3 protein-coding genes are annotated in these 2,051 nt (G+C 42.1%); all 3 read right to left on the bottom strand.

Going from position 1 to position 2,051, the window contains the following annotated elements; translation table 11 throughout:
• Positions 1-80: 80 nt before the first annotated feature.
• The 3 genes from paaD to paaB all read right to left on the bottom strand — a co-directional run bounded on the left by paaD (position 81) and on the right by paaB (position 1,849).
• On the bottom strand, positions 81-590 hold the full coding sequence (gene paaD, locus VFM80_RS00580) for a 1,2-phenylacetyl-CoA epoxidase subunit PaaD (protein ID WP_395068492.1): 510 nt from the start codon (positions 588-590) through the stop codon (positions 81-83).
• An 86-nt stretch (positions 591-676) separates the two neighbouring features.
• A complete protein-coding gene (gene paaC, locus VFM80_RS00585; RefSeq protein WP_395068494.1) occupies positions 677-1,462 on the bottom strand; it encodes a 1,2-phenylacetyl-CoA epoxidase subunit PaaC in 786 nt (261 codons plus the stop codon).
• 87 nt (positions 1,463-1,549) lie between these two features.
• A complete protein-coding gene (gene paaB / locus VFM80_RS00590) occupies positions 1,550-1,849 on the bottom strand; it encodes a 1,2-phenylacetyl-CoA epoxidase subunit PaaB (RefSeq protein ID WP_395068496.1) in 300 nt (99 codons plus the stop codon).
• Between the last annotated feature and the right edge of the window lie 202 nt (positions 1,850-2,051).

Here is a 2,051-nt window from a genome sequence, read left to right on the forward strand (position 1 = left end):
AAATAGTTGATTTAAAAAAACTGAGCTATTTTGAGCGAGTAATAATCTGTGTAATCCAAAAATCATTAAAATCTGTGATCCTAGATGCACTTAAAATGTTCGAAGGGCTGATCACACTCATTACAGAAATACTGGGATTTGCATGCAGTAGAACCAAACTGACTCACCAACTCCGTTTCAAAAGAATCACAAAATGGGCAAGGGACTACCTTGGTGCTGGATAAACTCTTTAGAAAGTCACCTTCTTCTTCGGTTTTTTCGGGAGGAGCGATGCCGTAGTCTTTGAGTTTGGTTTTGGCTTCCTTGGTCATCCAATCGGTAGTCCAGGTTTCGGCGAAATCAAGTTTCACTTCAAAATCTTCAACACCGCGTTCTTCAAGTTTCTCATTCACCAGTTTTTCAATGGCATTCATGGCCGGGCAGCCGGAATAGGTAGGAGTAATCTTCACCAATACTTTGCCATCTTCAGATACTTCAACTTTCCGAGCAATTCCTATTTCCACGATGTTCAAGACAGGGATCTCTGGATCGGTCACTTCCCTCAGGAAGTCCCAGATCTGCTTTTCGGTATGTAGTTGGATGGTTGGCATTTTTTAGTAGCAAGATGTAAGACGTAAGATAAAAGATGATAATTGAGCAAAGATGAAATCTTATGTCTTACGTCTCAAGTCTATAATTATTTCCACTCGGCATCGGGATGTGAACGGCGTAAAAACTGCATCTGAGCTAAAATATGGCCCAAATGCTCGGTATGAATTCCTTTGCGGCTGCCGCTCATCATAAATTGATCCCAATCCGGAACCGTGAGTGTCGCTTCTGTTAACGTATCTTCTACAAATTTCTTCCATTCTTTTTTGAATTCTAATGAATCGACACCTAGACCTTCTTTGATCATCCGTTCGTCTACTTCATCCATATAAAACAATTCACCGATGTACATCCAAAGTTCATCAAATGCTTCCTGAACTCGATCGTGACTTTCTTCGGTTCCGTCACCCAAACGCAATACCCACTCTCTTGAATGTCTTAGGTGATATTTGATCTCTTTCAGATGTTTATTAACCATTCCGGCAAATTGTTCATCTTTGGCGTCTTTTAATCGTTCGTACTGGAAATAACTGAACGCGCTGAATAAAAATTGTCGGGCAATGGTAAATCCGAAATCTCCTTTAGGAAGTTCGCATAGCTGGAGATTGGTGAAATCGCGATCATCCCGGAAGTAAGCAAAATAGTCTTCGTCATGCCCCTCATCTTCGATCTCTGAAGCATATTCGTAAAGTGCAGTAGCATGACCGATAAGATCCAAAGCCATATTGGCCATTGCGAGATCTTCCTCAAGCTGAGGTCCGTGCCCGCACCATTCTGACATGCGTTGACCAAGTATAAGCCGGTCATCGGCCAACCGGAGCAGATAATTTAGGAATGCTTCTTTTTTCGTCAATTCTTTAGTTTCAGCAGTCATTCTTGTAATCAATTACTTTTTTTTAATCGTTATTTGTGTAATGGTTATTTGCGTTGATCCAAACCACGATTAACCATTAACCAATAACTAAGACCTCTTCTTAACGGCTCTGGGTACACTGTAAAATTGCGGATGTCGGTACGGTTTATCATTCGCCGGATCAAAGAACGGCCCCATGTCATCAGGAGTAGAAGCAGTAATGTGCTTTGATTCCACCACCCAAATACTCACCCCTTCATTTCTGCGGGCATAAGTATCTCTCGCATTTTGGAGTGCCATTTCCTTATCGGCAGCGTGAAGGCTTCCGGCATGCTCGTGGGGTTTTCCTGACTTTGGTTGTGTGAAAACCTCCCAAAGAGGCCAGTTGTCTTTATTATTATCTGTCATGAATGTTTTGTCGTTTTATGAATTTGATTATGTATTCAACACTTTCCTCTCTCTGGATTCCAGTAAAACTGAATCCTGTCTCTCTCCAAAGAGAGATAAATTCTTACCTTTGCTGGAAAAATTGGCATGAACCTGTGTCCCTCCGGAGGGACAGTAAGTGCAGCTCGCTGCGGCTTGCGGGGAGGATAGTCACGATGCTTTT

The sequence above is a fragment of the Gracilimonas sp. genome (assembly GCF_035704785.1).
Lineage (GTDB): Bacteria > Bacteroidota > Rhodothermia > Balneolales > Balneolaceae > Gracilimonas.

Excerpts from the sequence above, each read along its gene's own strand:
- paaB (WP_395068496.1), bottom strand. The coding sequence starts at position 1,849 with ATGACAGATAATAATAAAGACAACTGGCCTCTTTGGGAGGTTTTCACA.
- paaC (WP_395068494.1), bottom strand. The coding sequence starts at position 1,462 with ATGACTGCTGAAACTAAAGAATTGACGAAAAAAGAAGCATTCCTAAAT.
- paaD (WP_395068492.1), bottom strand. The coding sequence starts at position 590 with ATGCCAACCATCCAACTACATACCGAAAAGCAGATCTGGGACTTCCTG.